Annotated in this window: 20 protein-coding genes; 9 read left to right on the top strand and 11 right to left on the bottom strand. The window is 67.8% G+C overall.

Translation table 11 applies throughout. The annotated features are described in order from the left end of the window. Nucleotides 1-75: 75 nt before the first annotated feature. The 3 genes from UU9_RS14070 to UU9_RS14060 all read right to left on the bottom strand — a co-directional run bounded on the left by UU9_RS14070 (nucleotide 76) and on the right by UU9_RS14060 (nucleotide 2,452). Nucleotides 76-690 (bottom strand): 2OG-Fe(II) oxygenase, encoded by a 615-nt coding sequence (locus tag UU9_RS14070; protein ID WP_007082433.1) that lies wholly within the window; start codon nucleotides 688-690, stop codon nucleotides 76-78. 130 nt (nucleotides 691-820) lie between these two features. Then, on the bottom strand, nucleotides 821-2,104 hold the full coding sequence (locus tag UU9_RS14065) for an O-acetylhomoserine aminocarboxypropyltransferase/cysteine synthase family protein (protein ID WP_007082432.1): 1,284 nt from the start codon (nucleotides 2,102-2,104) through the stop codon (nucleotides 821-823). 123 nt (nucleotides 2,105-2,227) lie between these two features. Continuing rightward, the gene (locus UU9_RS14060) at nucleotides 2,228-2,452 is read right to left on the bottom strand and encodes a DUF3820 family protein (RefSeq protein WP_007082431.1); all 225 of its coding nucleotides are present in this window, start codon (nucleotides 2,450-2,452) and stop codon (nucleotides 2,228-2,230) included. A 292-nt stretch (nucleotides 2,453-2,744) separates the two neighbouring features. On the opposite strand from UU9_RS14060, the gene UU9_RS14055 reads away from it, so the two are divergent. The 6 genes from UU9_RS14055 to UU9_RS14030 all read left to right on the top strand — a co-directional run bounded on the left by UU9_RS14055 (nucleotide 2,745) and on the right by UU9_RS14030 (nucleotide 6,162). Then, nucleotides 2,745-3,368, top strand: a complete 624-nt coding sequence (locus UU9_RS14055; protein WP_007082430.1) for a YbhB/YbcL family Raf kinase inhibitor-like protein — start codon at nucleotides 2,745-2,747, stop codon at nucleotides 3,366-3,368. Between the two features lie 145 nt (nucleotides 3,369-3,513). Beyond that, entirely contained in the window at nucleotides 3,514-3,669 is a 156-nt protein-coding gene (locus tag UU9_RS17655; protein WP_007082429.1) for a DUF1328 domain-containing protein, read from the top strand. Between the two features lie 45 nt (nucleotides 3,670-3,714). Further along, complete coding sequence (locus tag UU9_RS14045) at nucleotides 3,715-4,080, top strand: ElaB/YgaM/YqjD family protein (RefSeq protein WP_007082428.1); 366 nt, start codon at nucleotides 3,715-3,717, stop codon at nucleotides 4,078-4,080. A 20-nt stretch (nucleotides 4,081-4,100) separates the two neighbouring features. Beyond that, the gene (locus UU9_RS14040; RefSeq protein WP_237710294.1) at nucleotides 4,101-4,643 is read left to right on the top strand and encodes an ABC transporter ATP-binding protein; all 543 of its coding nucleotides are present in this window, start codon (nucleotides 4,101-4,103) and stop codon (nucleotides 4,641-4,643) included. After that, nucleotides 4,640-4,981, top strand: coding sequence for a hypothetical protein (locus UU9_RS14035; protein WP_007082426.1), 342 nt, complete (start codon nucleotides 4,640-4,642; stop codon nucleotides 4,979-4,981). Before UU9_RS14040 ends, UU9_RS14035 begins: the two co-directional genes overlap by 4 nt. Further along, on the top strand, nucleotides 4,978-6,162 hold the full coding sequence (locus tag UU9_RS14030) for an AI-2E family transporter (RefSeq protein ID WP_007082425.1): 1,185 nt from the start codon (nucleotides 4,978-4,980) through the stop codon (nucleotides 6,160-6,162). Before UU9_RS14035 ends, UU9_RS14030 begins: the two co-directional genes overlap by 4 nt. A gap of 78 nt (nucleotides 6,163-6,240) precedes the next feature. Here UU9_RS14030 and UU9_RS14025 read toward each other — a convergent pair whose 3' ends face one another. From UU9_RS14025 to UU9_RS14000, 7 genes are all read right to left on the bottom strand, one after another. Continuing rightward, a complete protein-coding gene (locus UU9_RS14025; protein ID WP_007082424.1) occupies nucleotides 6,241-7,203 on the bottom strand; it encodes an NAD-dependent epimerase/dehydratase family protein in 963 nt (320 codons plus the stop codon). A 2-nt stretch (nucleotides 7,204-7,205) separates the two neighbouring features. Next, entirely contained in the window at nucleotides 7,206-7,781 is a 576-nt protein-coding gene (locus UU9_RS14020) for a TetR/AcrR family transcriptional regulator (RefSeq protein ID WP_007082423.1), read from the bottom strand. Nucleotides 7,782-7,897: 116 nt separating this feature from the next. Then, entirely contained in the window at nucleotides 7,898-8,647 is a 750-nt protein-coding gene (locus UU9_RS14015) for an SDR family NAD(P)-dependent oxidoreductase (RefSeq protein WP_007082422.1), read from the bottom strand. After that, complete coding sequence (locus UU9_RS14010) at nucleotides 8,644-10,086, bottom strand: efflux transporter outer membrane subunit (RefSeq protein WP_007082421.1); 1,443 nt, start codon at nucleotides 10,084-10,086, stop codon at nucleotides 8,644-8,646. Before UU9_RS14010 ends, UU9_RS14015 begins: the two co-directional genes overlap by 4 nt. Before the next feature lie 116 nt (nucleotides 10,087-10,202). After that, nucleotides 10,203-10,370, bottom strand: a complete 168-nt coding sequence (locus UU9_RS18050; RefSeq protein WP_007082420.1) for a hypothetical protein — start codon at nucleotides 10,368-10,370, stop codon at nucleotides 10,203-10,205. Continuing rightward, nucleotides 10,367-13,561 (bottom strand): efflux RND transporter permease subunit, encoded by a 3,195-nt coding sequence (locus tag UU9_RS14005; RefSeq protein ID WP_007082419.1) that lies wholly within the window; start codon nucleotides 13,559-13,561, stop codon nucleotides 10,367-10,369. The genes UU9_RS18050 and UU9_RS14005 overlap by 4 nt, the downstream gene beginning before the upstream one ends. A gap of 104 nt (nucleotides 13,562-13,665) precedes the next feature. Beyond that, on the bottom strand, nucleotides 13,666-14,913 hold the full coding sequence (locus UU9_RS14000) for an efflux RND transporter periplasmic adaptor subunit (protein ID WP_007082418.1): 1,248 nt from the start codon (nucleotides 14,911-14,913) through the stop codon (nucleotides 13,666-13,668). A 142-nt stretch (nucleotides 14,914-15,055) separates the two neighbouring features. Between UU9_RS14000 and UU9_RS13995 the strand changes: the two genes are divergently transcribed. After that, nucleotides 15,056-16,033: a LysR family transcriptional regulator gene (locus UU9_RS13995; RefSeq protein WP_007082417.1), complete on the top strand. Its 978-nt coding sequence runs from the start codon at nucleotides 15,056-15,058 to the stop codon at nucleotides 16,031-16,033. A gap of 27 nt (nucleotides 16,034-16,060) precedes the next feature. Here UU9_RS13995 and UU9_RS13990 read toward each other — a convergent pair whose 3' ends face one another. Continuing rightward, nucleotides 16,061-16,858 (bottom strand): undecaprenyl-diphosphate phosphatase, encoded by a 798-nt coding sequence (locus tag UU9_RS13990; RefSeq protein ID WP_007082416.1) that lies wholly within the window; start codon nucleotides 16,856-16,858, stop codon nucleotides 16,061-16,063. A gap of 344 nt (nucleotides 16,859-17,202) precedes the next feature. Between UU9_RS13990 and UU9_RS13985 the strand changes: the two genes are divergently transcribed. Both UU9_RS13985 and UU9_RS13980 read left to right on the top strand, forming a co-directional pair. Then, the gene (locus tag UU9_RS13985) at nucleotides 17,203-18,834 is read left to right on the top strand and encodes a ShlB/FhaC/HecB family hemolysin secretion/activation protein (protein WP_237710293.1); all 1,632 of its coding nucleotides are present in this window, start codon (nucleotides 17,203-17,205) and stop codon (nucleotides 18,832-18,834) included. A gap of 344 nt (nucleotides 18,835-19,178) precedes the next feature. Beyond that, nucleotides 19,179-26,647: two-partner secretion domain-containing protein (locus UU9_RS13980; RefSeq protein ID WP_007082414.1), on the top strand; the 7,469-nt coding region annotated here is incomplete at its 3' end.

Genomic DNA, 26,647 nt, shown 5'->3' with positions numbered 1-26,647 from the left:
CCTGTGCGCGATGCGTTTTACGGGAATCGGGAATCGGGAATCGCAACAGCAAAAGCTCGCGCACAGGGTGCGCTCCTACACGCCAGCATCCAGGCGGCGCTGGCGCATCCAGCAGGCAATGCTCATGCGGTCGCGGGTGGCCGGCAGTACCTCATGCTCGCACTGCGCCGAGAGAAACAGCAGCAGGTCGCCGGCGCAGGGGTAGATGTCCCGGTGCGAACGGTCGGCCAGATACAGCCGCAGCGCGCCGCCTTCGGCCGGCCGCCAGTCCTCGTTGAGATAAAACACCGCTGATACCACCCGCGCATCGTCGCCGCGCAGGCGATCCAGGTGCCGGCCGTATCCGGTACCGGGCCGGTACACCGCATAGTGCGATTCGCTGTCCACCAAGCCCAGCATCAGCTCGCGGTTGAGCGCCTGGCGCAACTGGTCGAGCCGATCACTGAATGCCCGTTGCGGCACGCTCAGTGCGCCGGCCACGAACCAGCCGGTGAGATCGCCGCGCAGCGACGAAGCGGTGCGGTTGGCGCCGGTCCCGGCGGCCTTGAGCTGCCCCGCTTCATGCATGGCGCGGCATTCGCCGGCCAGTGCGCGGGTCTGCGTGGGCGAAAGCAGGCCCGGCAACAGGTACCAGCCGTCGGCGGCGATGGCCGCCGCCGCGGCGGAGAATTCGCCCGGTGGGGAAAGCATGGGCGGCCTGGGCGCGTGCTTTGCGCGGTCGTCGATCGACGACGCCAGGCGGGCGTCACGCGGAAAACTTGCCGCAACCACCCTTGGAACGCGAAGCCCACCGACGATGTGATCGTCGGTGGGCTGCCGGTCAGACCGCGTCCAGCGCCTGCGCCAGATCCTCGATCAGGTCATCGATGTGCTCGATGCCCACGGACAGGCGGATCATATCCTCGCTGACGCCCGCTTTGGCCAGTTCCGTCGCATCGAGCTGGCGATGGGTAGTGGAGGCGGGGTGGGTGGCCAGCGATTTGGCGTCGCCGATATTGACCAGGCGCGTGAACAGCTTCAGCCCGTCGAGCGCTCGCGCACCGGCCGCGCGCGGGTCGGCATCGCTGCCCTTCACGCCGAACGACAGGATGCCCGAGGCCTTGCCGCCCATGTACTTCTGCGCCAGCGCATGGTCCGGGTGATCGGGCAGGCCGGCGTAGCGCACCCACGACACCTTCGGGTGCTTCTGCAGGTACTTGGCGATGGCCAGCGCGTTGTCGCAGGTGCGATCCATGCGCAGGCCCAGCGTGGCCACGCCCTGCAGGATCAGGAAGGCGTTCATCGGCGAGATGGCGGCGCCGGTGTTGCGCAGCGGCACCACGCGGGCGCGGCCGATGTAGGCGGCCGGCCCCAGCGCCTCGGTGTAGACCACGCCGTGGTACGACACGTCCGGCTCGTTGAGGCGGCGGAAGCGCTCCTTGTGCTCGGCCCAGGGAAACTTGCCGCTGTCGACGATGGCGCCGCCGATGCTGTTGCCGTGGCCGGCGATGTACTTGGTCAACGCGTGCACCACGATGTCGGCGCCGTGCTCGATCGGGCGGCACAGGTAGGGGCTGGGCACGGTGTTGTCCACGATCAGCGGAATGCCGTGCGCATGCGCGACCTCGGCCAGCGCGGCGATGTCGGTGACGTTGCCCAGCGGGTTGCCGATCGACTCGCAGAAGATCGCCTTGGTGCGCGCGTCGATCAGTGCGGCGAAGCTCTCCGGCTTGCCCGCGTCGGCGAAGCGCACCTCCAGCCCCTGCTGCGGAAACGTATGCGCGAACAGGTTGTAGCTGCCGCCATAGATGGTGGCGGTGGAAACGATGTTGTCGCCGGCCTCGGCGATGGTCTGGATGGCGTAGGTCACCGCCGCCATGCCCGAGGCCAGCGCCAGCGCGGCAATGCCGCCTTCCAGCGCGGCGACGCGTTGCTCCAGCACATCCTGGGTGGGGTTCATGATGCGGGTGTAGATATTGCCCGGCACCTTCAGGTCGAACAGGTCGGCACCGTGCTGCGCGTTGTCGAACGCGTACGCCACGGTCTGGTAGATCGGCACGGCCGAGGAACGGGTGGTGGGGTCCGGGGAATAGCCGGCGTGGACGGCGAGTGTCTCGATCTTCATGGCGGCGCTCCGTGGTCGATATCCGAGAGGTCATCATGCGCATCCGCGGGATGGGCGCATTTCTCCCTAGCCTACAGGCACGGCGACGCGTTTTGGCCGTCTGGATGGCCGCGCCGCGACGCCTCAGCGCCGCGGCGGCGCCTGCCGCAACGGATCGAGCAGGCCGGACAGGCCGTTGTGGTCGATCTCCAGCGCCAACGCCAACAGGCGCCCCAGTTGCCCGGGCGGAAAGCCCTTGCGCGCGAACCAGGCCAGGTACGCGCCCGGCAGGTCGGCCAACAGGCGGCCCTGGTATTTGCCGTAGGGCATCGGCGTGGTCACCAGCCGCTGCAGGTCTTGTGCATCCATGGTTCGCTCGTCGTTATCGTGTGGCCGCATGGTAAGGGCTGCGGCAGGGGCGGGTTTCCTGTGGCGCTGCGGGTCCAAAAAGCGAACCCCTCCTGACCTCCCCTGCACGCAGGGGAGGAACCGAACGTGCGCCAACGGCCCTTCAGGCGAGCTGCGACGTGAAACCGCGGCTTTGCTCCCTCCCCTGCAAGGCAGGGGAGGGCTGGGGAGGGGTCGCTCTTGCACTATCTTTTCCCTCCCCCTGCACGCGGGAGGGGCGACAATCAACGCGCCGCACTCCAGGGAGAACCCCATGCAGCTACGCAGCGACAGTTTCGAAAACGGTCAGCCCATCCCGGCGGAGTTCGCCTTTGGTCGTCCCGGCGATCCCATGGCGCTGTCCGACAACCGCAACCCGCACCTGGCGTGGAAGGATGCGCCGGCCGGCACCCGCTCATTCGTGCTCACCGTGATCGACCCCGACGTGCCCAGCCGCCGCGATGACGTCAACCAGCCTGGTCGCAGCGTGCCGGCCGACCTGCGCCGGGTGGAATTCGTGCACTGGCTGATGGCCGACATCCCGCCCGAGTACACCGAGCTGGCGGCGGGTGCCTGCAGCGACGGCGTGACGGCGCACGGCAAGCACGAGCCGTTCGGACCACCGCGCAGCGTGCAGGGCATGAACGATTTCACCGGCTTCTTCGCCGGCGACGCCGACATGGTGGGCGAGTACCTGGGCTACGACGGCCCCTGTCCGCCGTGGAACGACGAACGGGTGCATCACTACCATTTCCGCGTTTCCGCACTGGACGTGGCCACGCTGGGGTTGGCCCCCGGTTTCACGCTGACGCAATTGCGCGAGGCGATGGAGGGCCATGTGCTGGCCAGCGCGGAATGGGTGGGCACGTACAGCCTCAACCCCGCGCACCGGGGCTGACGAGCCGGCGATTGCCGCGCCGGCCGAACGTCGCCGCAGCGTGCAGGCCGACATCGCCAACCTTCACGCGCGCATGGCATCGGGCTGGGGATGATGCGGGCATGCGGCAAATGTCCGCAGCCCCCCACTCCACGAGGACATGTCCATGCTTCACTACGCGCTGGTTTTTCTGGTTATCGCCATCATTGCCGCCGTGTTCGGTTTCGGCGGTATCGCGGGCACCGCCGCCGGCATCGCGAAAATCCTGTTCGTCATTTTCCTGATCCTGGCGATCATTGCGTTCTTCCGCCGCGCCAGGTAACGGGCGCGGCCCGTCCATCCACCCACGTATTTTCCGGAGCAAGCAATGAGTAACCAGGTACCCGACCATTCCGCACCGCTGACCGGCAACCGGATCGACGAGAAGGCCGAGCGCGTGAAACAGGCCACATCCAGTGCCGTCGCCAGCACCAAGGAGGCGGTGGATCGTGCCGCCGACCATGTCGAGGACAGCCTCCACCGCGCCACCGACAAGACGGCCGAAGCGGCCAATCGCGCCGCCGACACCGCCGCCGATGTGGCCGAACGCGGCCGCGAAGCCTGCGATCGCACGATGGACACCGCGGACGCATGGCTGGAGCGGGCACGCCTCTACGTGCGCGAGAAACCGGTGCAATCGGTGGCCATGGCATTGGGGGCGGGCTGGCTGCTTGGCCGTATCCTGCGGCGCTGATCGGCGCCAGGGGATATTCCATGCAAGAACCAAGGAGCGACCGGGGCGATATCCCCGGTGAATCTGCAACGGCGCCGGAATCAACGGCGCCGTTGCCGTCTGGATTGCTCGCGGAAATCGCGCAGCTCGGCCGGGCACTCGGCCACCTGTTCGGCGCGCAATGGGATCTGTTGGCGGCCGAGCTTGGCCTGGCCCGCAGCGCCGTTTCGTGGCTGTTGCTGGCCGGGCTGGTTGCCACCGCCGCCGGGGTGGCGCTGGCGCTGACCTTGATGGCCTTGCTGGGGCTGGCGCTGGCGCAGTGGTTTGGCTCGTGGCTGTGGGCGCTGACAACGCTTTGCGTGTTGCAGATCCTGCTGCTGGCCGGCGCCGTTTGGTTGTTTCGTCGCTGCATGCACTGGATGACCTTGCCCGCCACGCGCGACGAATGGAGTGCGATGATGCGCGATACCCTGCACGAGGCACGGCAGGGCGGCGCGGCCACTGCCGCGCCGACGCGGGAGGCGTCATCGACGGCAGCGCCGGACGCGCCGCTGCAGCCGCAAGACCGGGGGGATCGAACATGAGCATGGCGTCGAAACTGGCCAGGGTGAAACTGGCGAAGGCACACGTGGGGCTGGCGCGCCACCGCGTCGGCTTGCCCGCGGCCGCCCTGCTGGCGCGTGGCCGTGCCCATCCGCTGAGCACGGTAGGCATCTCGGCGGCGACCGGTTTCGCGCTGGGCCGGCTCAACGTGCACCCGCTGCGACTGCCGGGCCTGGGTGCGCTGCTGGGCGGCGGGCTGTCCGAACTGGTGACGATCGGCTCGCGCATGATTGCCGAGCTGGGCGTGGCGGGCCTGGGTGCGGCGGCCGCCGCCGAGGCCGGCCGCGTCGATGCCGAGCCGCACGCCGACCAGCCATGAGCGAGATCGAGCCGCCGCCACCCGCTCCGGTCATGCTGCCGGAGCTCTCCGCCGAATCCGGCATCGCCCTGGATGCGGAGCTGCCGCCCGCGCTGCCATTGCACCGGGCCGCGCCGGGCACGCGTTACATGCGCGGCATGCGTCGCCACCTGCGTGCGCTGCGCGTGGTGATGAATGCGCTGTTGCTGCTGGCGTTGCTCTACACCATCACCATCACCCGCGCCCTGCTGATACCGCTGGTGCTGGCCGCCTTCATCGGCCTGGCGTTGAACCCCATCGTGGCGGCCGGCGCACGCGTGCGCCTGCCGCGCTGGCTCACCGCCAGCGTGCTGGTGATCAGCCTGATGGTGGGCATCGGCACCGGCGTGGGGCAGCTGGCGCAGCCGGCGGTGGGCTGGTTCCAGGGTGCGCCCGCGGCCATCCGTCATTTCGTGCCCAAGCTCAAGGGCATCACCCAGCCACTGGAGGCGGCCAACCGCGCCACCCAGACCCTGGTCGCCGGGCATCCCGTGCGCAGTTCGTCGAGCCAGCCGTCGCCGGTGTCGTTCAGTACCTGGGACGTGGTTTCCACCGCACCCAAGGTGCTGGCGGCGGTATTGAGTGTGGTGTTGCTGGTGTTCTTTTTCCTGCTCTACGGCGACTCCATGCTGCGTCGGCTGGTGGAGATCACCCCCGGCTTCACCTACAAGCGCCACGCCGTGACCATCGTGCGCAGCATCCAGACCGAGGTGTCGCGCTACCTGCTCACCGCACTGTCGATCAACGCGGGGCTGGGCGCGGTCACTGCCTGCATGCTGTGGCTGTACGGCGTACCCGACCCGCTGCTGTGGGGCGCGGTGGCGATGTTCGCCAACTTCATCCCGTACGTGGGCGCCATCGTCACCACCATCGTGCTGTCCATCGTGTGCATGCTGTATGCGAACGACGCCAGCTTCGACGTGTTCCTGCCGGTGCTGACCTTCGCCGGCATCACCGCGATCGAAGGCAACCTGATCACCCCGTTCATCCAGGGCCGCAGCATGCGGCTGAGCCCCATCGCGATCCTGCTGTGGCTGCTGATCTGGGGCTGGCTCTGGGGCATCCCCGGCGCCCTGCTGGCCGTGCCGATGCTCACCTGCACCAAGCTCATCACCGAACGCGTGCACGGCTGGGAGTGGTTCGCGCATATCGTGCAGCGTTAACCCGGGCGGTTCTCCCGGCGGGAGCGACGTGGCGCTCCTGTCCGCTGGGTTCCAGCACGCGAGCTTCGAGGCAGCAGCCTACGATTCCCCATAACGCCCCAGGCCATCGGCCCGCGACGTCCTTCCTGCATAGCCCAGTTCCCGCCGGGCAGCGGTGTCATCGATGGTGAACGCGCGCCCGATCATGCGGATCATCGAGCGCGAAATCGGCGGGTCGCCATCTTTCCGCGCCACGGCCCAGATGGCATCAAGCAGCCGGCCCACGGCAGACGCGAGCCAGTACGGCATGGAGCCCAGCTTGTCGATCGACAAACCCTGCACACGCGCGAGCGACGCGACGAACGCCCGGAAGGTCTGTTCTTCCCGATCCTTGATGAAGAAGGCGCGTCCACCTTCACCCCGTTCAAGAGCGCACCGTATCGCCTCGATCACGTTGTCCACGTGGCAGGTCGAAAACGCATAATCGCCGCGATCGATGAAGGCGAATCGCCCCGAGCCGACGGCATCGGGAAGCGCCCTGCCGAACGGATCGCCAGGCCCCCAGATGGCCGGTGGACGGAGCGCGATCGTGCGAAAACCGGTTTGGTTGGCGGCGAGAACCAGCGCCTCCGCCCGTGCCTTGCTCGCCAGGTAGGCGGAAAAGTGGTGCGTGAAAACCGGCGCGCTTTCATCGGCGTTGCGCACAGGCGTGCCGTCGTCGTCCATGATGATGCCGGCCGCACTGATGTAGACGAACGTCCGCGCACTCGCCGATCCGGCCGCCTTCAGCAACGCTGCGGTGCCATCGGTGTTGGTGCGGAAGAAGGGCTTGCGGGGCCCGGAAAAGCGGAACATGGCCGCCGCATGCACAACGGCATCGATCAGCGGCAGCACCGGCGGCGCGCCGCTTTCCAGATCCGCGTCGACGGGCGTTGCCCCCATGGCCTGCAGCCTGGCGTGAGATGACGTGGAGCGGGTGAGGGCGAAAACCTGGTGGCCATCGGCCACAAGCTTGGGAATCAGGCGACCGCCGAGCAGGCCGGTGCCGCCGGTGACGAGCATTCTCATCGTGACCGGCCTTTCGTTGCGGGTTTCAGGATGGACCGCAGAGCGTCCTCGCGGATTTGCTCAAGGACGGCCGAAGCGGGCGGCGCACCCTTGCGCAGCCGGGCCGTCACGTGAAGCATGGAGGCCGCGTTCGCCGAAGCCCACATGAGATCGGCCGCCGCCCCGACCGTCGGACCGAGCCGCCCCTTGGCGGCAATGGCGGCGATGCGTGCGAGCAGGAGCGCAAAAGCCTGCTCGGCGGCAGGGATGTCAGCGCCGTCGAGAACGCGGCTCATCATCGCCGCGTAAAGCCGGGGCCGCGTTGCCGCGAAGCGCACGTAATCGTTCCAGCCCTCGCGCAGCACCACCACCGGATCGGCTGATCGAACCACCGCCTTTTTGCTTTCCAGGAACTGCCCAAAGGCTTCGGCCATGGCCGCGCTCAGCAGCCCATCGGCGCTGCCGTAGTGGTGGTAAAGCGTCGGTGCCGTCACGTTCGCAATCGCGCAAACCTTGCGCGTCGAGAACTGTGCCTCGCCGTCTTCCTCAAGAACCTTCAGGGCGGCATCGAGCAGGATGTCGCGTGTATTCATGGGGCCAATATAGCGACGCTATATTGGCATGTCTATAGCGATGCTATATCCGCTGTCCGCGCCGCGGGCGCCATCGACGCGTTGCATGCGTTGAGACGCACAGGCGTCGCCGCAGATCACCAGGCGATACGCTGCCCATCCCGGTAAAACCCGCCGGTGAGGGATTCGGTCAGGCAGGCGGCCCAGACGATGCCGGCGGCGCCGTCGCGGACAGGGCGGCCGCCGGGGCCGCCCATGTCGGTGGCGACCCAGCCGGGGCAGACGGCGTTGACCAGGATGCCGCTGCCTTCCAGTTCGCTGGCGAGGGTGCGGGTGTAGCTGTTCAGGGCGGCCTTGGAGACGCGGTAGGCCGGGCAGTTGGCGCCGCTGGTGGTGGTGGCGCCGTAGCCGCTGGAGACGTTGACGATGCGGCCGTAGCCGTGGCGGTGCATCAGTGGCGACATCGCGCTGCATACGCGCCAGGTGCCGAACAGGTGGGTGTCCATCGCCTCGCGCGCCGGCGCGATGTCGACTTCCACCGGATTGGTGCGCGGGTGGTAGTAGCCGCCCGCGTTGTTGACCAGCACGTCGAGCCGGCCGTAGGTGATGGTGATCCAGCGCGCCAGCGTGTCGACCTGGTCCTGCCGGGTGATGTCGAGTTGCACCGCGATCATTTCGCCGGGCAAGTGGGCCAGCTGCCGCGCGGCATGCAGGCCCTTGTCCATGTCGCGGGCCCCCAGCAGTACGGTCATGCCGCGTTCGCCGAGCTGGCGCGCCACCTCGAAACCCAGCCCGCGGTTGGCGCCGGTGACCAGCGCCACGCGATGGATCGGCGTGATCGCCGACGCGCCTGCCGTTGCTGGCAGGCGCCTTGCCGGCGCGTTCATGGCGTGGCGTCGACCTGGGCCACGGCGCTGCAGTGTTCATCACCGCAGGCCTGCCAGCCGCCGCCAAGCGATTTGTACAGGGCGACGGCGCGCGTGTTGATCGCCGCCTCGGCCTGTGCCAGATCGTCCTCGGCGCCCAGCTGGGTGCGCTCGGCGTCGAGCAGTTCGAGGAAGCCGGTGGCGCCTTCCTGGTAGCGGATGCGGGCGAGGTCGGCGGCGCGCTTGCTCTGCGTGGCCTGCTCGATCAGGTGATCGACGCGCACGCGTTGCTGGTTGAAGCCGGTGACCGCGTTGTCGATGTCCTCGATCGCTTCCAGCACGGTGCGCTGGTAGTTCGCCTGCGCCGCATCGGCACGCGCCTCGCTGACGTGCAGGTTCGCACGCACGCGCTGCACGTTGAGGCCGGCCCAGCTGATGCTGGGTGCCAGCGACCATGCACGCGTCGATGGGCTGCCGAAGTCATTGCTGCGCCCGGACAGGAAGCCAAGGAAACCGCCCAATGAGATATGCGGGAAGAAATCCGCCTTGGCCACGCCGATGCGCGCGTTGGCAGCGGCGTATTCGCGTTCGGCCATCTGGACGTCCGGACGGCGTGACAGCACATCGCCGGCGTCGCCGATCGGCAACGTGGTGGCGATCGGGGTGAAACTCTTCGGCGACACGTCGATGTCGAGCTCGCCCGGCCGCTCGCCCAGCAGCACGGCGAGGCGGTACTCGCTGGCGCTGGCCTGGGTCTGCAGCAACGGCAGTTGCGCCTGCACCGCGCTGAGGCGGGCCTTCGCGCTGGCCACGTCCTGCTCGGCGCCGGTGCCGACCTGCTGGCGCACCTCGGTCAGGTGCACGGTCTGGCGCTGGTTGTCGATGTCGCGCCGGGCGATGTCCAGCCGCAGCTGGCTGCCGCGCAATTCGAAATAGTTGCGCGCCACCTCGGCCAGCAGGCTGACCTGCACGTCGTGCAATGCCGCCTCGCTGGCGCCCAGATCGGCACCGGCCGCTTCCACCGAACGACGCACGCCGCCGAACACGTCCAGCTCCCACGAGGCATCGAAGCCGGCCTGGTAGGTGGTCGTGGTGAGCCGCTGGTCGCTGAAGCCCGGCTGCTGGCCGCGGCTGCGGGTGTAGTCCACGCCGGTGTTGATGGTGGGCAGGCGGTCGGACTTGGCACCGCTGAGCAGCGCGCGCGATTCATGCAGACGCGCCACGGCGATACGCAGGTCGAGGTTGTTCGCCGCGGCGCGCTGGATCAACGCATCCAGCGTCGGGTCGTTGAACTGCTTCCACCACGCGGCCTGGAATTGCGCATTGCTTTCCTGCGCGGCGTCGAGGCCCTGCAGTTGCGGCGCGGCAATTTTCTCGGCGTGATAGTCGGGGCCGATGCTGGCGCAACCGGCCAGCGCGAGGGCGGCTGCGAGCAGCGTACCGCGCACCACCACCGTCATTCCTGCGAAAGCAGGAATCCAGCGCCTTTGGGGCTTCGTGAAAGTCACTGGATCCCAGCTTCCGCTGGGATGACGAGCGTGGGGATTCGGCTCGGTGTTGTGCATGAAAATTTTCATCAATGGTTCTCCATCCCGGCAGCGTGGGCGCGCGACTCGCGACGCTCCGCCAGGGCGTGAATGACGTTGTAGACCAGCGGTGTGTAGATCAGCCCCGCCAGGGTCACGCCGAGCATGTCCGAGGCCACGGCGACACCGACGCCGGCGATCCTGCGTACGGTTTTCATCCCTGGTTCTCCAGCGCCGGCAGTGCGTGGGCGGCGGCGCGTTCGGCCGCGCGGGCCTCGCGACGCTCGACCAGGGCGCGGATGACGACATAGAACAGCGGCGTGTAGATCAGCCCGAAGATGGTCACGCCCAGCATGCCGGCGAACACCGCCACGCCCATCGCATGGCGCATCTCGGCACCGGCGCCGCTGGAGGTGACCAGCGGCACCACGCCCATGATGAACGCGATCGAGGTCATCAGGATCGGGCGCAGCCGCAGCCTTGCCGCTTCCAGCACGGCCTCGTGGCGGGACACGCCTTCCAGCTGCAGTTCGCGGGCGAACTCCACGATCAGGATCGCGTTCTTGCAGGCCAGTCCCACCAGCACGATCAATCCGATCTGGGTGAAGATGTTGTTGTCGCCACCGGAGAGCCACACGCCGGCAATCGCGGACAGCAGCACCATCGGCACGATCAGGATCACCGCCAGCGGCAACGACCAGCTCTCGTACAGCGACGACAGCACCAGGAACACCAGCAGCACGCACAACGGGAACGCCAGGATCGCGGTATTGCCGGCCAGGATCTGCTGGTAGGTCAGCTCGGTCCACTCGAAGCTGATGCCGTTGGGCAGGTTGTCCTTGGCCAGCTTTTCCATCGCCGCCTGCGCCTGGCCCGAGCTGAAGCCCGGCGCCGGGCCGCCGTTGATCTCGGCGGTCGGATAACCGTTGTAATGCTGCACGCGATCCGGGCCTGCGCCTTGGGTGACGGTGACGAACGAACCCAGCGGCACCATCTGGCCCTGCGCGTTGCGGGTCTTCAGCTGCAGGATGTCCTGCGGCGTGTGGCGGAACGCCGGGTCGGCCGACACGTTCACCTGGTAGGTGCGGCCGAAACGGTTGAAGTCGTTGACGTAGAGCGAGCCCATGTAGGCCTGCATGGTCTGGTAGACGTCGCCCAGGTTCACGCCCTCGGCCTTGGCCTTCTCGCGGTTCACGTCGGCGTCCACCTGCGGCACGCTGACCTGGAAACTGGAGAACAGCCCGGCCAGCGCCGGATCCTTGCGGCTGGCGGCGATCAGGTTCTGCGTCTGCTTGTACAGCTCGTCGAAGCCGCGGTCGCTGCGATCCTCGATCTGCATGCGGAAGCCACCGATCGTGCCCAACCCCATCACCGGCGGCGGCGGGAACACGGCGATGTAGGCGTCCTGGATGGCGCCGAACTTCTGGTTCAGCGCGCCGGCAATTGCGCCGGCCGACAGATCCGCACTGCGGCGTTCATCGAACGACTTCAACGCGACAAACACCACGCCCGAGTTGGTCGAGTTGGTGAAGCCATTGATCGACAGGCCGGGGAAGGCGATCGCATGCTCCACGCCCGGCTGTTTCATCGCGATCGCGCTCATCCGTTCGATCACGTCCTCGGAGCGATCGAGCGATGCCGCATCAGGCAACTGCGCGAATGCCACCAGGTACTGTTTGTCCTGGCCCGGCACGAAACCGGTCGGCACGTGCGAGAAGCCGAACCAGGTCAGCGCAATCAGGCCGGCATACACCACCAGCGCCAGCTTGCCCTTGCCGACGACGCGCTTGACGCCGCCCACGTAACGCTCCGAACCGCGATGGAACATGCGGTTGAACGGACGGAACAGCCAGCCGAACGCGCGGTCGATGCCGCGGGTGAGGCGGTCCTTCGGCGCGTCGTGCGGCTTCAGCAGCACGGCGGCCAGCGCCGGGCTCAGGGTCAGCGAGTTGAACGCGGAGATCACCGTGGAGATCGCGATGGTCAGCGCGAACTGGCGATAGAACTGGCCGGTGAGACCGCTGACGAAGGCGGTCGGGATGAACACCGCGCACAGCACCAGCGCGGTGGCCACGATCGGGCCGGTGACTTCACGCATCGCCTTGCGCGTGGCTTCCTTCGGACTCTGCCCCAGTTCAATATGCCGCTCGACGTTTTCCACCACCACGATCGCGTCATCAACCACGATACCGATCGCCAGCACCAGTCCGAACAGGCTCAGCGCGTTCAGCGAGAAGCCGGCCAGGTACATGATCGCGAACGTGCCGATCAGCGACACCGGCACCGCTACCAGCGGAATGATCGAGGCGCGCCAGGTCTGCAGGAACAGGATCACCACCAGCACCACCAGCAGGATCGCTTCCAGCAGCGTGTGTGCCACCGCCTCGATCGAGCCGCGCACGAACACGGTCGGGTCATAGACGATCGAATAGTCGACGCCCTGCGGGAAATCCTTCTTCAGCGTCGCCATGGTGGCGCGCACTTCGTCGGAAATCTGGATCGCGTTGGAGCCGGGCCGCGCAAAGATCGGCAACGCAACCGCTGGCTTGTTGTCGAGCAGGCTGCGCAGCGCGTAGTTGTTCGAACCCAGATTCACCTTCGCCACGTCGCCCAGATGGGTGACGCCGCCGTTCGCGGCGGTGCGCACGATGATGTTGCGGAAGTCGTCCTCGCTGACCAGCCGGCCGCGCGTGTTGATGTTGAGCTGGAACGCCGAGTTGGACGGGCCGGGCGGCGCATTCAACGAGCCGGCGGCCACCTGCACGTTCTGCTCGCGGATCGCGCCGATCACGTCGCCAGTGGTGAGCCCGCGCGAAGCCAGTTTCTGCGGATCCAGCCATACGCGCATCGAGTATTCGCCGGCACCGAAGATCTGCACGTCGCCGATGCCGTCGAGCCGGCCCAGCACGTCTTTCACGTGCAGCCGCGCGTAGTTCGACAGGTACAGCATGTCGTAGCGCTGATCGGGCGAGGTCAGATGCACGACCATGGTCAGGTCGGGCGAGCTCTTCTGCGTGGTCACGCCGAGCCGTTGCACTTCCTCGGGCAGTTTCGGCAGCGCCTGCGCCACGCGGTTCTGCACGTCGACCTGGGCGTTGTTGAGATCGGTGCCGAGTGCGAACGTCACGGTGAGCGTGAGCGCGCCGTCACTGGTCGCCTGCGACGAGGTGTACAGCATGCCTTCGGCGCCGTTGATCTGTTCCTCCAGCGGCGTGGCGACGGTCTGTGCGATCACCTTCGGGTTGGCGCCGGGATAGCTGGCGTGCACCACCACGGTCGGCGGCACCACTTCGGGGTACTCGCTGATCGGCAGCTGGAACACCGCGATGGAGCCGGTGATCACGAACAGCAACGACAGCACCGCGGCCATGATCGGCCGGTCGACGAAGAATTGGGCGATGTTTTTCATGCAAAGAGTCCTCGACGAAGCCGGTGTGCGGCTTCGGTCTTTCTTTTGCTCCTCCCCCTGCAGCGCAGGAGGAGGTGGGGAGGGTGCCGGGCGGGGAGGCGGGCTCAGCCCTGCGGGTCGTGTGCCTTCACGGGCTTGACCTGCGCGGTACGCGAATCCGTGTCGACATCCGCATCGCCGCGCTCGACCAGCGCCTTGTCGGCCGCATCGAGCCGGTAGCTCATCGCCACCTTCTGCGGGTTCACCTCGGCACCGGGGCGCACGCGCTGCAGGCCGTTCACCACCACCAGGTCACTGGGCTTCACGCCGCTTTCGATCACGCGCAAGCCATGCACCAGCGCACCGGTTTCGACCTTGCGGTATTGCACCTTGTGGTCCTTGTCGACCACGTAGACGAACTGGTTGCCCAGGTCGGTGCCGATGGCGCGGTCATCCACCAATACGCGCGATTTCACCTGGCCGCTCTGCAACTGCACGCGGGCATACAGGCCGGGCGTGTAGAGGCCGTCGGCGTTGTCGAACACGGCGCGCAAACGCATCGTGCCGGAGCCGGTGTGCAGCTGGTTGTCGACGAAATCGAGGCGGCCCTCATGCGGGTAACCGGATTCGTCGGCCAGGCCCATCGTCGCTTCGATGCGGGCGCTGCGGCCGGCCTGCTTGGCGTCGGCGCGCAGGTGATCGAGCTTCAGCCAGGTGTGCTCGTCCACGTCGAAATAGACATAGACGGGGTTCACCGAGACCACGCTGGTCAGCACGTCGCTGCTGGTGACCAGGTTGCCGGGGGTGACGCGGGCATTGCTGACGCGGCCGTCGATCGGCGAGCGCACCTTGGTGAAATCCAGGTTCAACCGGGCGGCGGCCAACGCGGCGGTGGCGGCGCCCAACTGGGCACGCGCGCTTTGTGCCGTGGTTTCCTGGCGGTCGGCTTCCTGTTTGGCGATCGCATGCTGGGCCAGCAGCATCGTGGCGCGTTGCTGGTTGGTCTCGGCCAGGCTCAGCTCGGCACGGGCCTGCGCCTGGTTGGCGGTCAGCCGATCCACTTCGGCCTGGTAGGGCCGGGCGTCGAGCTGGAACAGCACGTCGCCCTTGTGCACCACGGCGCCTTCCTGGAAATGCACCGACTCCACGAAACCGCCCACGCGTGGCTGCACCTGCACCGTGTTGACCGCTTCCAGTCGACCGGTGAACTCGGCACTGTCGCTGACCTTGCGGCTCAGCGCCTGCGCCACGGTGACTTCCGGCGGCGGCGCGCCGGCGGGGGTTTGCGCCTGGCTGTCATCGCCATGCAGCACCATCCAGCTGCCCAGCACGGTGACCGCGATCAGCGGGATCAGCATCCATTGTTTCTTCATCTTGAACTCCCAACACCTTGTTGGCCGGGCAGGGGGCACCGGCGAGGGTCGAGAGAATAGGTGTACCTGACGGTATAGAAAATCCCCTTTTCAGGCATTACACTCGTGCGCCGCAGTCATGAATCGACGAGGAATGGGACCGATGGAAGACTTTTCAGCAATTTCGACCTTCGTCCGCGTGGTCGAGGCCGGCAGTTTCGCCGCCGCCGCCGGCCAGTTGGGCATGACCCCGTCAGGCGTCAGCCGCGCCGTGTCGCGACTGGAAACCCAGCTCGGCGCGCGGCTGTTGTTCCGCTCCACCCGCTCCTTGCGACTGACCGACGATGGGGCCTCTTTCCATGCACGTTGCCGGGAAATCCTGGCCGATCTGGCCGAGGCCACCGAAGCACTGAACTTCGCCAACAGCAAGCCCACGGGCAAATTGCGGGTCGGTATTTCGCTGTCGGTGGGCCGTGCCGCAGTGATCCCCCGCCTTACCGAATTCGAGCAGCGCTACCCCGACATCCGGCTGGAACTGTCGATGAGCGACTCACCCTCGGATCTCAACGGCGAGGGACTGGACTGCGCCATCCGCGTGGGCGAACTGGAGGATTCCAGCCTGATCGCGCGCAAGATCGGCTACCTGCGCAACGTGGTGTGCGCCTCGCCCGAGTACCTGCGCAAGTACGGCGCGCCGCGCAGCATCGAGGACCTGAAAGACCACCGCTGCATCAACTACGTGTACCCGAACGGCCGTCCGCGGCAGTGGCAGTTCGACACGCCCGACGGCCAGGTGAGCGTGGATATCGACGCGCACATGCTGATCAACGACGGCGAATCCGTGCTGCAGGCCGTGGCCGCCGGGCTGGGCATCACCCAGGTGCCGCGCATGCTGGCCGCCTGCATGCTGGAAAAAGGCATGCTGGAACTGGTGATGGCCGACACCAACTCCACCGGCAAACCGGTGTGGATCGTCTACCCGCAGAAAAAACACCTGTCGGCCCGCGTGCAGGCCTTCATCGAATGGGTGCGCGAGCTGTTCGAACGTACCAATCGGTGCACAGTGGCCACACCCAACACCGTCCTCGCCATCGCCCGGCCGAAACCGGTACGCACCGAAACGCTGGCGGAAGTGGCGTAAGCCGCTGCCGGGGCCGCTGCGCCGGCCTCAGCCGCCGGCCGGCACCAGCAACAGCAGCGCCACGCCGAACGCGATGCGGTAGATCGCGAACGGCGTGAACGTGTGCGTGCGGATATAGCCGAGCAGCCACTTCACCGCGATGAACGCCACGATCGCCGACACCACGAAACCCAGCGCCAGCGCGGTCCAGTCCTCATGCGCTGCGCCGCCGCCTTTCACCACCTTCAGCAACTCGTAGCCGGTCGCCGCATACATCGTGGGAATGCCCACCAGGAACGCGAACTCGGTCGCCGCCGCGCGGTTGCTGGTACCGAACAGCATCGCCGCGAAAATCGTCGACGCCGAGCGCGACAGGCCGGGGAAAATCCCCGCAACCATCTGCGCAATGCCCACCAGGATGGCCACCTTCCACGTCACCTCGGTGCGATCGGGCTGGCGCGCCGCCAGCCGCTCGGCAGCGATCATCCACACGCCGCCGATCACCAGCGCCCACGCCACCGGCGTCACCGTCTCCGGCAACTTGAAACCCATCTTCACCGCGATAAGGCCCAGCACCGCCGTGATCAGAAACGCCACCGCCAGCTTCAACAGGTAGTCGCGATTGGTCGCATCGCGCCATTGCGTCAGCAACTGCCAGATGCGCTTCCAGTAGATCAACGTCACCGCCAGGATCGCACCCGCCTGGATGCCGATATTGAACAGATCCGAGCGGGCCCCCAGCCCGAACTTCTCGGCGATCAGCAAGTGGCCGGTGCTGGAAATGGGCAGAAACTCGGTAACGCCCTCGATGATGCCGAGCAAGGTGACGCGGATCAGGTCGCTCAAGAACAGATACTCCGCAGCAAGTAAGGCCGGCCTGCGCCGGCTTGGGAGCGCATAGCTTACGTGGATTGCGCACCGCCACGTCCACGGCGTTCGACCCGATGCCCCGCCGATGCGGACCGACATGGTTTTCCGCAAAAGTGTGACGCCGTCGACACTTTCTGGTCGGGATACGTTCGGTTCTTGTCGGGTCGCGTGTAATGTTTTCCGGTCGCGCATCGGGGCGTCTTCCGCCCGGTCCGGCGGTGCGGCATCGGCAACAGGGGAAAGGATTGGATACGGAAGGGATCTCCACGTCTCGGCGCAGTGTTGCGACCGCAAAATGGCTGTTTGCATGCATCGCCTTGTTGCCATGCATTGGCCTGGCGCAGACCACGCTCGATCAGCAGGAGCAACGCGAACGCGCGCAGCGCGAGGCGCAGGCGCGGCAGCAGCAGCGTGCGACGCCGGATGTGCGGCTGACCACCTCGCGCGGCACCGACTTTCACCGTACCGATCTGCCGGCCGAGCAACCCTGCTTCCGGCTTGACAGCGTGCGTCTGGAAGGGCCGCACCTGGCCGATTTCGCCTGGGTGCAACGCTATCTCGATCGCTATGCCGGCAAGTGCGCGGGTCGCCGGGGCATCGAGCTGGTCGTGCGGCGCACGTCGGACCTGATCATCGATCGCGGCTACGTCACCACCCGCGTCGGTGTGGCCGCGCAGGACCTGTCCACCGGCGTGCTGCATCTGACCCTGGTGCCCGGCGTCATCCGCCGTATCCGCTATGCCGACAGTACGCTGGCTGGCGCGTGGCAGACCGCCCTGCCGATGCGCCCGGGCGACCTGCTCAACCTGCGCGACGTCGAGCAGGGGCTGGAGCAGATGAAGCGGGTGCCCTCGCAGGACGTGAACATCGACATCGCGCCGGGCGACGTGCCCGGCGCCTCCGACCTCGTCATCACGGTCAAGCGCAGCCGGCCCTGGCATCTGGTGGCCACGCTGGACGATGCAGGCTCGCGCGCCACTGGGCGCGGGCAAGCCGGCATCAGCGCGGGATTCGACAACCCGCTGGGCATCAACGACATCCTCTCGCTGGGCTACAACCACGACGTGTGGCAAAGCACCGGCCACGGCACGCGCGGCGTCAACGCCAGCTATTCGGTGCCGTTCGGCCGCTGGCTGTTCACCCTGTCGGCCTACGACTACGCCTATCACCAGACCGTGGCCGGCTACCAGACCACCTTCCTCAGCCGCGGCAAGTCGCGCACCACCGACCTCACCGTGCAGCGCATGATCCACCGCAACGGTTCGGGCAAGACCTCGCTGGAACTGCGCCTGGGCAAGCGCAAGGCACACAGCTTCATCGAGGACACCGAGGTGACCTCCCAGCGGCGTGACGTCACCTCGGCGGAGCTGGCGCTGGTGCAACGCCAGTATCTCGGCGCCGCCCAGCTCGATCTGCGGCTGGCGCAGCGCCGCGGCGTGAGTTGGTTCGGTGGCCAGCGCGATGCTCCCGGGCACCAGCCCTCGGATCCCAGCTTCGGCTACCGGCTGTGGATACTCGATGCTTCCCTGAACCTGCCTTTCCAGGCCGGCGCGCTGCCGCTGCAATGGATGTCCGAACTGCATGCGCAATGCAGCGGCGAAACCCTCTACGGATCCGAGTTCATCACCCTGGGCGGTCGCTACACCGTACGTGGTTTCGACGGCGAACAGACCCTGGCCGCCGAGCGCGGCTGGACCTGGCGCAACACCCTCACCGCGCCGCTGGGCGCTTTGCCGGCGGCGTTATACGTCGGCTTCGACGTGGGCCACATCGGCGGCCCCAGCAAGAACATCTACGGCACCGAACACACGCTGCGCGGCGGCGTGTTCGGCCTGCGCGGCCAGCTCGGCCGCCTCGGCTGGGATGTTTTCGCGGGCTGGGCACTGACGGGCGGCCGCGTGCTGGAAACACGCCGGCCGGCCACCGGTTTCCAGCTGGTCTACCAGTACTGATCGTGCCGCACGCGATTGAACAAGGGCCTACGCCGTACTCCCTCCCCTGCTCGCAGGGGAGGGTTGGGGAAGGGTTCGCTCTTGATCTTTACGGCCACCCCGAACCACCCCCTCCCAACCTCCCCCTGCGCGCAGGGGGAGGAGCAAAAACACGCCACGCCGTGCTCCCTCCCCTGCTCGCAGGGGAGGGTTGGGGAGGGGTTCGCTCTTGATCTTTACGGCAAGCCCGAGCCACCCCCTCCCAGCCTCCCCCTGCGAGCAGGGGGAGGAGCCGAAAGCGCCAGGCAACCGCCATCCCGCCGCCCAACCACGCCGGCGACAGCCATGAATCAGGGAACGAGACCATGACCACCATCCATTCCCCACACGCGCTTCGCCAGGGCCTGAACACGCTGGCCATCGCCATCGCCGTTGCACTCCTCGGCGCTCCGGCGGCCAGCCAGGCCCAAGCCGTGCCGGATGCGCAGGCTGGACTGCATCGCCCGGGCATGGATACCGCGGCCAACGGCACCCCGGTGGTCAACATTGTGGCGCCCTCGGCGGGCGGCGTGTCGCACAACCAATTCCAGTCCTTCGATGTCGACAGCAAGGGGCTGATCCTCAACAACAGCGGCGCGGTCAGCCAGACCCAACTGGCCGGCATGATCGTGGGCAACACGAACCTTGGCGCGGGACCATCGGCGCGCATCATCCTCAACGAGGTCACCGGCACCCGCGCCAGCGCACTCAACGGCTATACCGAAGTGGCCGGCAAGGCCGCCGACGTGATCGTGGCCAACCCCAACGGCATCAGCGTCAACGGCGGCGGTTTCATCAACACTACCCGCAGCGTGCTGACCACCGGTACGCCGGTGTTCGGCGGCGACGGCAGCCTGCAGGCGTTCCGGGTTACCCGCGGCGCCATCGCCATCAATGGCGGCGGCCTCGACGCCACGCGCCCCGACCGGCTCGATCTGATCGCGCGTGCGGTGCAGGCCAACGCCAAGGTCTGGGCGCACAACCTCAACGTGGTCACCGGCGCCAACCAGGTCGGCTATGCCGATCTGGCGACGCAGGCGATCAATGGCGATGGCGTGGCGCCGGGCGTGAGCCTGGATGTGGCCGCGCTGGGTGGCATGTACGCCGACAAGATCCACCTGCTGGGCACCGAAGCCGGCGTGGGCGTGCGCAACAGCGGCGAGATCGCCGCCCAGGCCGGCGACTTCCAGCTCACCAGCGCCGGCAAGCTGGTGGTCACCGGCAAGCTCACCGCCACCGGCGACCTTGCCGTGGAGGCCACCGGGATCGACAACAGCGGCACGCTGGCCGCAAATGGACGTCTGGACGTCCGCGGCAATGGCGATGTGGGCAACAGCGGCACGCTCTACGCGGGCGAGGGAGCCAACCTCACCGGCACCGGTGACATCCGCAACAGCGGCAAGCTGTATGCCGCAAGCGGCGCGGTTGCCGTGGACGCCGGCGGCGCACTTTCCTTGTCCGCGGCCAGCGATGTCTATGCGGGGCAGGGCATCACCATGCACGCGGCTGGCATGGACAACGCCGGCACTGTCGAGGCGCTGACGAGCCTTGATCTCCGCGCCGACGGTCGGCTTTCCAGCAGCGGTCACCTGCTTGCCGATGGTGGCGACGCAACGCTCGGCGCCCTGGTGCTCGACAATGCCGGCGCGCTCAGCGCAAATGGGCGCGCGCAACTCACGGGCACGCAGTCGCTGGACAACGCCGGCACCGTTGTCAGCGCCGGCAGCAGCACCGTGCAGGGCGGCCAGGTCGACAACAGCGGTCAATGGCAGTCCGGCGGCGCGCTGACGATTACGGCCGATGCCCTGCACAACCAGGGCCTGATCGACGGCAAGAGTGATGTCAGCCTGACCATCGGTCGGCTGGATGCCGACACCGGCAGCAACCTGCTGGCCGCCCGTCGTCTGACTGTGGCGGCGACCGGACCGGTGCATGCCGGCGGCGTGCTGCAGGCCGGGCAGGACCTGTACCTGACGGCCGGCGACGCCGTCGACGTGGGCGCGCAAGGCTGGCTCTATGCCGCCCAGGCACTGAACCTGGCCAGCAGCGGCAAGGTCACCAATGCCGGCCTGATCTACGCCGGTACTGATGGCACCGTGCATGCCGATGGCCTCTCCAGCAGTGGCACGCTGCGTGCGGATCACGACCTGACGGCCACCCTCACCGGCGATCTGCAGAACACGGGCCTCTTGCGCAGCGGTGCCGCGCAGACGGTCAGCGTCGGCGGCCATGCGAACAATCGAGGCACTACCTACGCCGGTACCGCCGCGCAATGGATGGTCACCGGCCAGCTGGCCAATACGGGCACGCTGGCCGGCCAGGGCGACCTGGACATCGGCGCGGGCAGCCTCGATTCCAGCGGCGTGCTTGGCGCCGGCGTGCAGGCTGACGGCAGCCTTGCCGGCACCGGCGCCCTGAGTGTCGACACCACCGCCGCGCTGGTGGCTCAAGGCCGCAACCTGGCCGCCACCACGCTGGATCTGCACGGCGCCAGCCTCGACCTGGACGGTGCCACCACGCGCGCCGGCGGCGCCATTGGGCTGACCGCCACCCTGGGTGGCTTGAACCTGCGCAACGGCGACCTCGCCACCAACGGCAACCTCGCCCTGCGGGCCACCGGCCAGCTAAACAACAGCGGCGGCAAGCTGCAGGCCGGCCACGTGGCGCTGGGCGCTGCCAGCTTCGTCAACCGCGGCGGCCAGCTGCTGCAGACCGGCGCGGCCGCCTCCACGCTCGACATCAGCGGTACCCTCGACAACAGCGCGGGCAGTATTGCCAGCAATGCGGGTGACCTCACGCTGCAGGCGGCCACCCTGCTCAACGCCGACGGCCACATCGCCCATGCCGGCAGCGGCCTGCTCACCCTCGATGTGGATGGCGCACTCGACAACAGCGCCGGTTCGATCGCCGGCAACGGCGCGCTGGAGCTCACCAGCGGCGGCGCCTTCGGCAATGCTGGCGGCAGTGCCTCCTTCAGCGGCGACGTTACCGTTACGGCGCAGTCGCTGGACAACACCGGCGGCACGCTTGCGGGCAACGCCCTCGGCATCACCCTGACCCAGGCCCTGCTCAACACCGGCGGCAACCTGCAAGCCAGCGATGGCTTCACCCTGCACGCCGACAGCCTCACCAACGGCACCGGCCAGATCAAGGCGCTCGGCAGCGATGCGCTGTCGCTGTACATCACGCGGGGTCTGACCAGTGCCGCGGGCGGTTTCATCGCCGGCAACGGCGCGGTCAACCTGCACGTGGGCAGCCTCGCCAACGCCGGCCAGGTCTATGCCGGCGGTGACCTGGCGGCAACCAGCGGCGGCGATCTGGACAACCGCAACGGCGCGCTGCAGGCGACGGGCGCCCTGGCGGCCAGCGCCGTCGGCAAACTGAGCAACGGCCACGGTCGCATCGAGGCCGGTAGCGGCCGCAACACCGCCACGCTTTCGCTCGATGCCGCATCGCTGGACAACAGCGCCGGCCGTGTCGCCAACGCGGCCCAGGGCGCCACCACGCTGAACCTGCACGGCGGCGCACTCACCAATACCGCCGGCACGCTGGGCGGGCAGGGCGATGTGACGGCCAGCGCCGGCGCCATTGGCAATACCGGCAGCGGCACCGTGGTCGCCGGGCGCGACCTCAACCTCACCGCCGCCAGCCTGGACAACACCAGCGGCACGCTGTACGCCGCACGCAACCTGGCCTGGGTCAACCAACTGGCCAGCCTGACCAACCGCCAGGGCCATCTCGGCGCGGGCGGCAACACCGTGCTCACGCTGGCCTCGCTGGACAACAGCAGCGGCGAAACCGCGGCCAACGCCAACGTCACCCTGGACCTGGGCAGCCTCGTCGGCAGCGGCCGCGTCGTGGCCGGCAACGACCTTGCCCTCACCCTCGCCGGCAACTACACCAACGTCGCCGGCAACACGCTCAAGGCCAACCGCAACGCCAGCCTCACCTTCAGCGGCAGCCTCGACAACGCTACCGGCGCCACGCTGGGCGCGGTCGGCGCGCTCACCGTCAAGGCCGCCGGCATCGCCAACAGCGGCACCATCGACAGCGCCACCACCACGCTTACCACCCCCGGCGCGCTCACCAACACCAGCCGCATCGAGGGCGATACCCTCGCCATCACCGCCGCCAGCGTCGACAACACCGCCACTCTGATCGGCGACGCCATCACCGTCCACGCCGGCAACCTCACCAACGGCAGCGACCTGGGTAGCGCCACCGACAACGCCGCCTACGATTCGGCCGTGATCGCCGCCACCGGCAACGTCAACCTGTACGTCACCGGCACCCTGCTCAACCGCGATGCGTTGATCTATGCCATGCAGGATCTGACCATCGCCGCCAACGCCGGCGGCAGCCGCGCAGGCGCCATCACCAACCGCTCCGGCAGCATCGAGGCCGACGGCAACATCACCCTCGCGGCCAGCCAGATCACCAACGAGCGGCGCGTGTTCGACACTGAAACCTACGCGCTCACCAGCGCCGAGCAGGCCAACAACACCACGTCCGAGCAATACGTGGTGGACAAGACCACCGACCCCGTTGCCATCGCCTACTGCGCCGGCCTGGACGATAGCCACCGCTGCGCCCCCGATGAAAATGCCACCGGGCAAACCACCACCACCGTGATCAGCCAGCAGCGTCTGCTGCGCACCAGCGCACAGGGCAAGATCGTTTCTGGTGCTGACATCGTGCTCGGTGGCTCGGTGCTCAACGACAAATCCACCATCGCAGCGGCCGGCAATCTGGTGGTGAACGGCCAGTCGGGCACCGTTGCCGGGGGCAGCGGCACCCTCGGTGGCGAAAGCATCCGCAATCTCGGCTGGATGCCAACGGTTTCTCAGCAAACCGACGTCGACAACTGGATCCAGGTGCAGAAAAAAAGCAAATGCGCCCTCGGCACCAAGACCTGCTGGGACGACAACAGCGTCAATCACTTCGGCCAGAGCTCGACCTCCTCCGATCTGGCCATCGCGGGCACGCCGCCCGCCTGGATGAGCATCACGCCGGGGCTCGATGCCCCGGCCTACATGACCGCCGGCGATACCCTGGCGATCCATGGCACCACCATCACCAACCAGGTGGTGGGCGCGGATGGCCGACCGGTCAACACCAGCGCGGCGCTGGGCAGCAATAGCGGTGGCCCCGCAATCACCGGCGCCAGCACCGGCAGTGTCGGCGCCGTGGCCGGCGGTGCCAGCCTGGGCGCAGTGGGCGGCCTGCACAACGCCGGCCCCGCACCCGGCGCACAAACCGTGGGCACGCTGGACGCCCCCGGCGGGCACATCCAGCTGCCCAGCAACGGCCTGTTCACCACCCATCCGGGCAGCAGCGCCGGCTATCTGATCGAAACCGACCCGCGCTTCGCCAGCATGAGCGGCTTCTACGGCAGCGATTACCTGATGGACCGGCTGCCCTGGAACGGCGAGCAGACCCTCAAGCGCCTCGGCGACGCCTTCTACGAAAACCGCCTGGTGCTCAACCAGATCACCGCGCTCACCGGCCGCCGCTTCCTCAGCAACAGCACCGACACCGTGGCGCAATACCGCGAGCTGATGGATGCCGGTGTGGCCGCCGCTGGCCAGTTCGACCTCAGCGTGGGCGTGGCGCTCACCGCGCAGCAGATGGCCAGCCTCAGCGACGACATCGTGTGGCTGGTCAGCCAGGAGGTGAACGGCGAAAAGGTGCTGGTGCCGGTGGTGTACCTCTCGGCGCAGCACGCGAAAAACCTGGCCAGCGAACGCGGCGCCGTCATGGCCGGCCAGGACATCATCCTCGACGCCAGCGGCACCCTCACCAACACCGGCAACGTGCTGGCCAGCCGCGACGCCACCCTCAAGGCCGGCACCCTGCTCAACAGCGGCAACCTCAGCGCCGCCGACACCCTCAGCATCAGCGCCGCACAAGACGTGCTCAACGCCGGGCACATTCAGGGCGGCAACGTCGCCGTGGTGGCCGGTCGCGACGTGGTGAGCGGCGCCGACCTCGGCAAGGTCGACCTCGGTGGCGTGAACCTCGGCGACAGCCTGTCGCCCATCGATGCCCAGCGCCTGGGTCTGGCCACCGGCGGCAGCATCAGCGCCAGCGGCAGCCTGGCCGTGCAGGCCAGCCGCGATCTGCTGCTGGATCAGGCGCCGATCAGCGCCGGCAGGGATCTCAGCCTCGTCGCCGGCCGCGACCTCACCGCCACCGCCACGCCGATCAGCGCCGGTGGCGATGCCGCTTTGGTGGCCGGTCGTGATCTCGGTGTGACCGCCACGCAGCTGACCACGTCCAGCGGTACGCACACCATCGGCAATGTCAGCGCCGGCAACCTGTCCCTGACGGCTGGCCGCGATCTCACCAGCAACGGGGCCGCGCTCAAGGCCAGCGACATGTTGGTTGCCAATGCCGGCCGCGACCTCGCGCTGAACCAGGTATCGATCGGCGCAGGCGGCGATCTCGGCCTGGCTGCCGGCCGCGATCTGACCGCCACTGCCGGCACGGTCGACGCAGGGGGCAACGCGGCCCTCGTGGCCGGCCGCGACCTCACCTTTACGGCCACCGAACAAACCACCATCAGCCGTGATGCCCATTCGGAGACCCACACCACCACCCACACCGTTAGCAGCGTCACCGCTGGCGACAGCGTGGCCCTCGCCGCCGGCCGCGACCTCACCAGCGAAGGTGCCGCCTTCAAGGCCGGCAATACGCTGGTTGCCAGCGCCGGCCGCGACGTGGTGCTCAACGCCGTCACCGACCTCACCACCACCAGCGAACATCACAAGGAAGGCCGCACCTCAGTCAGCACGACCACCAGCGATGAAACGCTGCACGGCACCACCCTCGACGCCGCCAACGGCATCGTGGTCAGCGCCGGGCGAGACATCACCACCACCGCCGCCACCCTCGGCAGCGAAAAGGGCGGCATCGCACTCGGCGCCGGGCACGACATCGCGCTCAACGCCGGCGTGGAAAACCACAGCGCTACCCTCGACACCAAACGCAAGAAAAGCGGCTTCCTGTCCAGCAAAACCACCACCACCCACGACGCCACCACCGACAGCTACGCCATCGGCAGCACGTTGTCCGGCGAGTCGGTGACGGTGGCGGCCGGGCACGACCTGACCACCCAGGCCGCGCAGATAGCTGGCACCCACGACGTCACGCTGGCGGCCGGCCATGACGTCACCATCGGCACGGCCGAGGAGGTTTCCACCGAGGCCTACAGCATCAGCAAGAAGAAGAGCGGGGTGTTCGGCGGTGGCGGTGCCAGCGGCCTGGGCGGCATTGGCTTCACCGCCGGTAGCCAGAAGGCCAACGCCACCGACACCGTGGAGCAGCACATCACCGTCGGCAGCCTGATCGGCAGCACCGAGGGCAACCTGACGGTGGCGGCCGGCGGCGACCTGGCGGTGATCGGCAGCGACCTCATCGCCCAGCGCGCGGAGGGTGCCAGCAGCGGCGGCAATATTGCCCTGCAGGGCAACAACGTCACCATCACCTCCGCCACCCAGACCGACCACGAAACCACCACCCAGCAAGCCCGCAGCCACGGCCTGTCGATGGCCATGGTCGGCACGGCGCTGGACGGGTATCGCAACGTGCGGCAGACGCGGCGCGAGAAGGCCAGCTCCGGCAAGAAGACGCAGGACACGCTGCACGCCCTCAGCGCGGCCGCGCTCGACATGCCGGGCATCGCCATCAGCTACGGCAGCCAGCGCAGCAACCAGTCGAGCCAGGTCGACACCACCACCGAGCAGGGCAGCACCCTGCGCGCCGCAGGCGACCTCACGCTGAACGCCACCGGCGG

The sequence above is a fragment of the Rhodanobacter fulvus Jip2 genome, assembly GCF_000264315.1.
GTDB lineage: Bacteria > Pseudomonadota > Gammaproteobacteria > Xanthomonadales > Rhodanobacteraceae > Rhodanobacter > Rhodanobacter fulvus.
This window is presented reverse-complemented; position numbering and strand designations above follow the sequence as displayed.

What these genes read in the sequence shown, in the direction of transcription:
- UU9_RS14015 (WP_007082422.1), bottom strand. Translation starts at nt 8,647, where the DNA reads ATGAACGCGCCGGCAAGGCGCCTGCCAGCAACGGCAGGCGCGTCGGCG.
- UU9_RS14040 (WP_237710294.1), top strand. Translation starts at nt 4,101, where the DNA reads ATGCAAGAACCAAGGAGCGACCGGGGCGATATCCCCGGTGAATCTGCA.
- UU9_RS14030 (WP_007082425.1), top strand. Translation starts at nt 4,978, where the DNA reads ATGAGCGAGATCGAGCCGCCGCCACCCGCTCCGGTCATGCTGCCGGAG.
- UU9_RS14055 (WP_007082430.1), top strand. Translation starts at nt 2,745, where the DNA reads ATGCAGCTACGCAGCGACAGTTTCGAAAACGGTCAGCCCATCCCGGCG.
- UU9_RS17655 (WP_007082429.1), top strand. Translation starts at nt 3,514, where the DNA reads ATGCTTCACTACGCGCTGGTTTTTCTGGTTATCGCCATCATTGCCGCC.
- UU9_RS14005 (WP_007082419.1), bottom strand. Translation starts at nt 13,561, where the DNA reads ATGAAAAACATCGCCCAATTCTTCGTCGACCGGCCGATCATGGCCGCG.
- UU9_RS14020 (WP_007082423.1), bottom strand. Translation starts at nt 7,781, where the DNA reads ATGAATACACGCGACATCCTGCTCGATGCCGCCCTGAAGGTTCTTGAG.
- UU9_RS13995 (WP_007082417.1), top strand. Translation starts at nt 15,056, where the DNA reads ATGGAAGACTTTTCAGCAATTTCGACCTTCGTCCGCGTGGTCGAGGCC.
- UU9_RS14060 (WP_007082431.1), bottom strand. Translation starts at nt 2,452, where the DNA reads ATGGATGCACAAGACCTGCAGCGGCTGGTGACCACGCCGATGCCCTAC.
- UU9_RS14070 (WP_007082433.1), bottom strand. Translation starts at nt 690, where the DNA reads ATGCTTTCCCCACCGGGCGAATTCTCCGCCGCGGCGGCGGCCATCGCC.
- UU9_RS14025 (WP_007082424.1), bottom strand. Translation starts at nt 7,203, where the DNA reads ATGCTCGTCACCGGCGGCACCGGCCTGCTCGGCGGTCGCCTGATTCCC.
- UU9_RS14065 (WP_007082432.1), bottom strand. Translation starts at nt 2,104, where the DNA reads ATGAAGATCGAGACACTCGCCGTCCACGCCGGCTATTCCCCGGACCCC.
- UU9_RS14010 (WP_007082421.1), bottom strand. Translation starts at nt 10,086, where the DNA reads ATGACGGTGGTGGTGCGCGGTACGCTGCTCGCAGCCGCCCTCGCGCTG.
- UU9_RS18050 (WP_007082420.1), bottom strand. Translation starts at nt 10,370, where the DNA reads ATGAAAACCGTACGCAGGATCGCCGGCGTCGGTGTCGCCGTGGCCTCG.
- UU9_RS14035 (WP_007082426.1), top strand. Translation starts at nt 4,640, where the DNA reads ATGAGCATGGCGTCGAAACTGGCCAGGGTGAAACTGGCGAAGGCACAC.
- UU9_RS14000 (WP_007082418.1), bottom strand. Translation starts at nt 14,913, where the DNA reads ATGAAGAAACAATGGATGCTGATCCCGCTGATCGCGGTCACCGTGCTG.
- UU9_RS14045 (WP_007082428.1), top strand. Translation starts at nt 3,715, where the DNA reads ATGAGTAACCAGGTACCCGACCATTCCGCACCGCTGACCGGCAACCGG.